At 45.2% G+C, this 8,163-nt stretch carries 7 protein-coding genes; 4 read left to right on the top strand and 3 right to left on the bottom strand.

The window, feature by feature from the left end; genetic code table 11:
- The 3 genes from JW881_21210 to JW881_21200 all read left to right on the top strand — a co-directional run.
- A partial coding sequence (locus tag JW881_21210) for a hypothetical protein (protein MBN1700043.1) occupies positions 1-555 on the top strand: 555 nt, incomplete at its 5' end.
- Between the two features lie 73 nt (positions 556-628).
- Positions 629-1,501 (top strand): hypothetical protein, encoded by an 873-nt coding sequence (locus JW881_21205; protein MBN1700042.1) that lies wholly within the window; start codon positions 629-631, stop codon positions 1,499-1,501.
- A gap of 125 nt (positions 1,502-1,626) precedes the next feature.
- Positions 1,627-2,694: an ABC transporter ATP-binding protein gene (locus JW881_21200; protein ID MBN1700041.1), complete on the top strand. Its 1,068-nt coding sequence runs from the start codon at positions 1,627-1,629 to the stop codon at positions 2,692-2,694.
- A gap of 33 nt (positions 2,695-2,727) precedes the next feature.
- Here the strand turns inward: JW881_21200 and JW881_21195 are convergent, their stop codons facing one another.
- Both JW881_21195 and JW881_21190 read right to left on the bottom strand, forming a co-directional pair.
- Positions 2,728-4,071, bottom strand: coding sequence for a leucine-rich repeat domain-containing protein (locus JW881_21195; GenBank protein ID MBN1700040.1), 1,344 nt, complete (start codon positions 4,069-4,071; stop codon positions 2,728-2,730).
- A gap of 212 nt (positions 4,072-4,283) precedes the next feature.
- Positions 4,284-6,224 carry a PHB depolymerase family esterase gene (locus JW881_21190; GenBank protein MBN1700039.1) on the bottom strand — a complete coding sequence of 647 codons (1,941 nt, stop codon included), beginning with the start codon at positions 6,222-6,224 and terminating at the stop codon, positions 4,284-4,286.
- A gap of 425 nt (positions 6,225-6,649) precedes the next feature.
- Here JW881_21190 and JW881_21185 point away from each other — a divergent pair, with 425 nt between their 5' ends.
- Positions 6,650-7,594 carry a hypothetical protein gene (locus tag JW881_21185; protein MBN1700038.1) on the top strand — a complete coding sequence of 315 codons (945 nt, stop codon included), beginning with the start codon at positions 6,650-6,652 and terminating at the stop codon, positions 7,592-7,594.
- 108 nt (positions 7,595-7,702) lie between these two features.
- On the opposite strand, the gene JW881_21180 is transcribed toward JW881_21185, so the two are convergent.
- Positions 7,703-7,885: a hypothetical protein gene (locus JW881_21180; GenBank protein ID MBN1700037.1), complete on the bottom strand. Its 183-nt coding sequence runs from the start codon at positions 7,883-7,885 to the stop codon at positions 7,703-7,705.
- Between the last annotated feature and the right edge of the window lie 278 nt (positions 7,886-8,163).

The raw sequence follows: 8,163 nt of genomic DNA, 5'->3' as shown, positions 1-8,163 counted from the left end.
GTGGATCTTTTTTTGATGGATGAACCGATGAGCCGCCTGGATAAAGACAAACAACATAAAATAAGGATGATTATTAAACGAATTCTTACTCATCTGAAAAAAACCACGATCATTTGCGTGAATGATCCCCATGACGCCCTTGCATTGAGTAATTATGTTCTCATCCTCATTGACGGCAGAATAAAAATGTTCGGTGAAACACAACATGTTTATAACAATCCGCAATACCCGGAGGTTATGGAAATATTCTCCTGTCATGGCGTGAACAAATACCCGGTCCGGATCCGGAATCAAGAAGTATCTGCTTTTTCACACAGCATACAAAAGGAAGACGGCGATTATCTGTGTTATTTTCGATCGGAAGAAATCAGCCTGATCAAAGACGGAAAAGGAATCGATGCCGAAATCACCGGGGAACATTTTCTTGACGGCAAGCATAAACTCATCGAGTGTATTGCATCGGATGGGATAGAAATGCAGCTTCTTGTTCCTATAACGACAAAGGAGAATGTACGGTTTCTCCCGACCAATCCGTTATTTGTCCCGGCTGAATAACGTAGCAGAAAAATGGTAATTTTCCCCGGTGGATAAAATAAGTTCAGCCATCATATAAATAAGGAGGAAGCCAATGAGACAGACAGCAGTTGTCTTGATATCTTTTTTTATAGGAGTCGTTATACTTTCATGTTCGGCAACATACAAATCCGTTTATTCGGAAGACTGGAGTGAGCTCGAAACGCTGCCGGAGGATACCGGAGGCGAGCATCTCGCGTTTCTGGGAAAGGAGTATCCCCGGGCGAGGAACGGGTTTTATATATATCTTCCTGCAGGTTATAAAACATCGGCGGTGAAATATCCGACGCTCTTGTTTTTGCATGGGGCCGATGAAGCGGGAAACAGCAATTGGGACCGGGAGATCCTTGCGAATGTTTGCAAGAACGGACCTCCGCGGATGATTGAAGAAGGAGAATGGGATCCCCCTGTCCCGTTTATTGTGATCTCTCCCCAGTCGATGTCGGTTTATCATTTGTGGTATGGGTTTGAAGAAACTTTTAATGCTCTGGCCGAGGAGTATCCCATTGACAAAACACGGGCATATATGACGGGATTGAGTATGGGAGGATCTTTCATTTGGGAAGTGATGCGAAATGAGGGGGGTTCCCTTCAATGTGCCGCCGTGGTTCCCGTTTGCGGAACGGCCATGTATTACGATAGAAAACCGAAAGACTATATCCGGAATGTCCGCAATTATCCCGTCTGGGCCTTTCACGGGAAATATGATACGGTGGTGGATCCGAATCCGGCCTACAGGGCGGTGGCCGGAATAAATGAAACAGATCCCCCCTTTCCCGTCAAATTCACACTGTTTTCCGGATTGGACCATACGTGCTGGGAAGAGGTCTACACCTCAAAGCTGGAAACGCCGACAGATCCTGATTTCGATCCGTTCGATGAGGATATTTATTCCTGGCTGCTCCATTACCGGCGGATTGAGAAATAAATGCAAATTAATCTCCGTGTAGAAAGGACCTGATTATGGCGACGATCAAACTAAAAAATATTTGTAAGTCCTTTAAGGCTTCCAGGAAAGGGACATTCTTCGGATCAAAAGTTCTCCTCAATACGATGTTTCGGTCTCAGAAAATGAGGGAGAACATAAACGCGATCCATCCCCAAAGAGGCGATTTTGTTTTGGAAAATTTGAGTCTTACAATTCCCGACGGAAAGGTAATGGTCATTCTGGGCCCCAGCGGGTGCGGTAAAAGTACGATATTACGGCTCATTGCCGGTCTTTTGCCATTGGACTCAGGGCACATATGCTACGACGGGATAGATATGGGCACTATTGCTCCGTCCGAACGAAAAATCGGAATGGTCTTTCAGAATTATGCCTTATACCCCGATTTTACCGCCAAAACGAACGTCTTATCGTACTTTTTATTCAAAAAGAAAACGCCTGGGCTGGATCAATTGGCACAAGAAAAATTCCGGAAGACCAGCGAATTGCTTGGTGTTGATATTGAATATCTGATGGATCGACAACCGGCCACGCTCTCCGGCGGTGAAAAACAGCGTGTCGCTGTCGGACGTTGTATCACCAGGGATCCTGCATTATTTTTACTGGATGAACCATTTTCCAGTCTCGATCAACAACTGCGGGAGAAGTACCGCCTCAAGCTGAAAATATTGCTGCGGCATTTTCGCATTACCACCGTGTACGTCACTCACGATCAGCAAGAGGCGCTTAGCCTGGCCGATGTGCTTACGATCATGAACATCGGCGGTATCGAGCAGGTGGGCACGCCGGAAGAGGTCTACACGTTACCATCAAACTTGTTTGTGGCGGAGTTCTTGAATCCCGATGCGGATACTCCGGCAATAAATATCCTGAACAGTGAAATGTTCTCAAGCGTTGGGGAGGGGATGTTTGTCGGAGTGCGTTCAGAGGATATCGCGCTGGTCGGCAACGCTTCTCATGTCCCGACGCTTTCAGGAGTAACAACCGAAGTCCGTCATCTGCCGATCAAACGGGCTACCATTCTCTGCGTGAGTGTCGGGGATCATGAAATCTATGTCCATAGCCCTTTAAATACAGGGATTGTAGAAAACAAGACCGTCACATTGTATGTTAACAAATACCACGTTTTTGACAAAGAAAGCGGGCGGAGGATACACAGTTATCCTGAAAGCTGAAACCTTATTGAACATACATTTAAACAAACACTTTTAATAAGTAATCGTTGCAGACAATACCGATTCAAGAAGTCTGATATGTTCTATGGGAATGTCGGGATTATCAACAAATCGTATTGATCTGGCATTTGTTAATGTCACAAGGGTATCAATACCTCTGGTTATCCGGTTATTATCCAAAGTAAGCGAATCCAGAAGTGCAAGATATCGCAACGGACCGACATCCCGGATAAAATTATTACTGAGATTCAGGACGGTGAGGTTCGTACACCCGGCCAGTGGTGTCAGGTCTTCGATATTATTGTTATTCGCATACAATAACCGCAAGTCCGGACAGTGCCGGAGGGAACTGATATCCCCGATCCTGTTAATATTGATGTAAAGTTCATCGATTTGAAAGCATGAGCCCAGGGCTCCGATATCTGAAATCAGGTTTTCGGTCAGAATCACCGTCTTTAAAGCCGGGCATGCGGCTAAAGCGGAGATATCCGAAATATTATTGTAAGATACATCAAGGGTTTGCAGCGATTCCATACCTGTCAGGGCGGATATATCGGTAAGCGTATTCGTGTCACAATAAAAGACTTCCATCTTCTTACAGTCCTCGATAGGAGTGAGGACGGACACGGCATTCTCTGTGAGGTAGAGTTTTTTCAGATTATGCATTTTTTTTAAGGGTGATACGTCGGAGATGTAATTATGAGTCAAGGCCAGACGTTCTAAGTGAATCAAATTCGAGAGTGGGGTTATATCGGTAATGTCGTTACCGGCCAAATCAAGTTCCTTTAACCGGGTCATACTTTTAAGGGGTTCAATGCTCCCGACATTGCAATAATTAAGGTACAGGTAAATCAGGGAGGGACAATCCGCAAGCGGTGCGATACTTCCCAGCGGGCACCCCCGGAGATGCAGTTCTTCCAGACCGGTAAGCTGTTCAATGCCGGCAAGGCTTTTAAGTTCTTCATACGTAATCATAATCCTGGTAACCTCGGAAACATACGTATTACTGCTGTTATGTATTACGTCTGCGAGAATCGGATCCTCGAAAGAAAGATCGGCCAACAATCTGTCCGGTAATGGTGCCGGGGTGGTACCGGAACCGGGAAATTCGGTGATTAAGCCAACACTGTACCGGGCGATAAGCAGGGCATCGACAATATCCACAACCCCGTTCCCGTCCACATCTGCCGCTTCCCGGTCAAAAACGCCGGACTGTATTCCGACACAATACCGTGCAGTGAGAAGGGCGTCAATAATATCAATGTTCCGGTCATTGTTGACATCACCCAATGCTTTAGTCTGGGCAAAGAGAAAAAAACCTGAAAAAAAACACCATAATGTGATTACCCAAAAAAAGAATAACGTTTTGTCAGCCATAAGATTTCATCCTTTACATTGTATAATCCTTTATTCTGCACAATAATAACTCACGCCCCTCTTTTGAAAAGAAGAATGAGGAAAATTCTTTGCAGGCTGACCATGCCCACTTATTTTACCATATTAAAGTAAACCGGTAAAATAAAAAATGAAATAAAATGCACCGATAGTAATCCGTTGCCTGTTACAAACCGGGGAACCTTTTCGCATTGTCAATTTGCCGAACAGGCGGTCACCTGGGGATCGACACAACGGAATTCGTCGAGACCAAAAAACGCAAGGATAGCGTCTTCCTCGTAGTTCATCGAGTGCCCGTTTCCCGGGGAGGACCAGGTTTCGAATACAACAAAGCTGCAATCGCCTTGCCAGAACTTGCGGTTGTAGGTGTAACCGGCGTCCGGGGGATTGATAGTGTCTTCGTAAGTCGGTGTTCCGCTCAAGCCCAGCACGTTTGTCCACTGCTCGGTAGCCTCGCCCATATTGTTGTAGCTGATTGTCGAATCTGACATGCCATGAAAAAGTTGAACGCGAGGACGGGGTCCGGAATACCCCGGATACATACCACGGGCCTGGTCTCCCCATTGCTGGGCGGTTTTGTTTGTACTGCCGTTTGCACAGTTACTGCACCATTGGTTGGACGAATCATACCCGTCTGCCCAGCAACCGGCGGGAACTCCCGCTCTCGCTGCACCGGCCCTGAAGATATCGGGATACACCGCCAGCATGGCCTGGGTCATCATCGCTCCCGATGACCCTCCCATGATATAGACGCGGTCCGGGTCGGCATTATAAGCACCCAGTGTGTATTGCACCATCTGGGCTATTGCTTGTGTGTCGCCGCCGCCATTATGGGTCAACGATGCGGTCGACCCCACGTCCCAGCAATTTTTCTGGCTGTTGTCCGGAAATATCATGATGAAGCCGACTTTATCCGCTGCATCCCGCATTCTCTGGTTGTTGTTGAATTGCCCCGAGGCTGAGTTCCCGCAGGAATGGCACGATACCACAACAGGTGGTTTGGACGACGGCGCCCCCGGGACATAGATGTACATGTTCACTTCACCCGGTACGCCGCTCGCCCAAAGCGATCTGTTGACCTGGGTTAACGATCCGCTGGGCGTATTTGCCGGTCTGGTTTCAGTGCAGCCGGAGGACTCATTTCGGATCGAGATGCTTTTTGTCCGAATGGCTGTTTTGTCTTCATTGTCCGTGACGGTAAGTGTGATGGTATAATTGCCTTCGGTTGAGTATTGGTGGGAAGTGACGGCACCATTGGTCGTGGTCCCGTCTCCCCAATTCACCCGGTAATTAGAAATTGTTCCATCAGCATCATAGGATGAGGAAGCATCGACAGTGACAGTATCTCCCGGCTTGGCAGATGCCGGACTTATTGAAAAATCGGCGACAGGTTCGCCGCTTGAGGATAGTGTGCTTATCTTTATAGCGTTAACCATTGCATTCTCGGTCACTGTCTCAAATTCAATATTAATCTCGCCATCGCTTACCGAAACCCGGTTTTCCGTAACATATGCGGTATTACTTCCGGCAGCGGCATATACATCGAGATTGCTGATATAGTCGGTTCCCTCTATGGAAACAGTAAAGATTCTCGTGCCTGTGGAAGTGTGATAATTCTCTGCAAAATAAAGCGTCACAAGATATGCACCATTGGGAATTGCAGCCGAATAAGTGAAATTTCCATATCTTTCAGTCTGATACAAGGCCGGATCCGAGGTTCCGGAAACGGACGCGCCATTGTCGTAGGCAGAACCTCCCGAATATCCCGTATCGGCTGAATATTCCGTACCATCGGAACCCGTATATGCATTACCGCCGCAATTGACCGCAAAAACAGTCCCGGATTCGACCGGCGCAGGTGTCGTTGCGGTGCATCCTGTAAACGAATCGATAAGTCCGACATAATACTGGGCTACCAGAAGCGCATCCACGATGTTAATCGCGCTGTTCCCGTCGACATCCGCTACTGCGGCTTCGAAATTCGCCGGGTTCAAATCAACATAATACTGGGCGATGACAAGGGCGTCCACGATATCCACACCGCCGCTCGAATTGACGTCCCCGCATTCCGCCGCGGACAACCGGCTTATGCAGCATATCAGTAACACAAAAAACAGACACATAATTTTTCTCATGATTTTTCACTCCTTTTTTTTAAATTAAGCAAAAAGTACTGACAGGATGAATATTCAGGCCGTCCGGTAATATCGAAATGTTCTTTACAATTGACGTCCCGGTTTTCCGTCTCATTTTTCCTCTGCTTATGATAATTTATGTTCACGGCTATTATACACCATAACTTATTAAAAGATAGTAATTACTAAGGTAAAAATGTTAACTTTTATACTCAAATGGACACATCGTTTTTTTTTATCTCCATTATCGGTCATTTTCTATATTGTTTTAAAATAAGTAAAAGTGTTGGAAAAACAGCGATTTTTTTCGCGGGTGAGATTATAAAGACTGATTTTAAACCTTATTATTGAAGGGAGAATCACTGATTTCCCAAAGTCTATATTGACAAAAAGAGTAAAATCCTTATCAATTTACGGTATTGCATATGAAAAAAACAGTTATATTCGTATTTACCGTATTATTGCTTCAATCCCTGTTCCCGGATGAAAAATCCGCAGACGAAGGACGGTTGGTATTATTGTACCAGGTAACAGGCTGGTTTACCACCGATGTACCCGGTGATTTCGAGACCAGGGAAAAGGGTTTTTTTTATTATGATCCGCAGACATGCGTAACCTCGGCAATACAACTTGATAAGCGTGAGACTCTCAAGTATAGCTGGATAGATGTATTTATCAGCGATAACAGCAAATATATGGCCCTGGTCTATGTCAGGGCCGGCGAAGGAGACCAGCATCCCGGGCATATTATAGAAATCGCTGATGAAAACGGGAGAATACAAACATTCGGGATACCGTATAATGTATCTGATATCAACAACAATGGAGATATACTCCTTTACGACTGGACTGCCAAACGGACCCATACGGATGTCTATATATTGAACTATGATACAAAACAGGTAGCCAAATATTATGAGTTGGATTTTGGCGGATACGGAAAAGCGGAAGATTTCATGTTTGATAATTCTGCCGAGTGTGTCTATTTTTATGCAGGCGACAACCGATTGGGAATTCTGGACGGAAAAAGCATTTCCTACAGGTCTCTGAAAAATGAACTCAGGATGGTCGATATCAATTTCGATAAACTTGTTACGATGCATGTTTCAATCGAAGAGGGCAGATTTACTGGTTCATTTCATATACTCAACAAAAGCACTTTTGAAGAGCAGATTCAAGGCAGCGGTTTCGTGGCGAGGCTTAATAATCAGGACGGTTATATTGTTTACGATGATGGTGTTATGGGCGGAAATCTTCATTTTCTGAAAGACGGTGACGATTCGTTAATCTATGATAAATCGACATACAATATACCTGCGTTTCCCTTCGGCTGGGTCAGATCGGATGTACTGAAAGCCTATATGAAATAAGAAAGCCTGTTTAATAACCACTCCTTCAGAAGCCAAGAACCGGTAGCAGCCAATGTAAAGAGAATCATTTATAAAAGTCCGTTTGAAATAATCCTGCTTCTTCACCTGTTACGTGAGTGGAATAAACTTTCCAAGTCTGCTGTCCTCGCCGTCATGGAACGTAACCAGCACCTTGCCGGTCGTGAGTATGGCTGCTGTGATTTCGCTGATTGCACCGTCATACAGATTATTAAATTGGGGAAGACGAAATACGAGATTGATAGGGGGGGATTCGGGAACAGCACAATCCATTATAAGCTAAATACCACTGGAACTCATATTTCTTATTTTCCCGCTGATTAATGTATCTATTTCTATTCCGTTGATAATAACATCCATGTTTGTTTTGATTTCTATGGCTTTTTTTTATTGATCATTATTTTTCTTTCAATTAATATTCAGACAAGTTATTCCCTGCCCGTATAGAACCTGAGGTAATTTCCGAAGTCCCTGTTATTATGCTCGAGTGAATGACCTCCATCATATGGATGAAACCCGGATTTTATTCCCCGTTTCAGCAAGGCTTCGTT

It is taken from the genome of Spirochaetales bacterium, assembly GCA_016930085.1.
GTDB lineage: Bacteria > Spirochaetota > Spirochaetia > SZUA-6 > JAFGRV01 > JAFGHO01.
This window is presented reverse-complemented; position numbering and strand designations above follow the sequence as displayed.

Excerpts from the sequence above, each read along its gene's own strand:
- JW881_21185 (MBN1700038.1), top strand. The coding sequence starts at position 6,650 with ATGAAAAAAACAGTTATATTCGTATTTACCGTATTATTGCTTCAATCC.
- JW881_21190 (MBN1700039.1), bottom strand. The coding sequence starts at position 6,224 with ATGAGAAAAATTATGTGTCTGTTTTTTGTGTTACTGATATGCTGCATA.
- JW881_21180 (MBN1700037.1), bottom strand. The coding sequence starts at position 7,885 with ATGGATTGTGCTGTTCCCGAATCCCCCCCTATCAATCTCGTATTTCGT.
- JW881_21200 (MBN1700041.1), top strand. The coding sequence starts at position 1,627 with ATGTTTCGGTCTCAGAAAATGAGGGAGAACATAAACGCGATCCATCCC.
- JW881_21195 (MBN1700040.1), bottom strand. The coding sequence starts at position 4,071 with ATGGCTGACAAAACGTTATTCTTTTTTTGGGTAATCACATTATGGTGT.
- JW881_21205 (MBN1700042.1), top strand. The coding sequence starts at position 629 with ATGAGACAGACAGCAGTTGTCTTGATATCTTTTTTTATAGGAGTCGTT.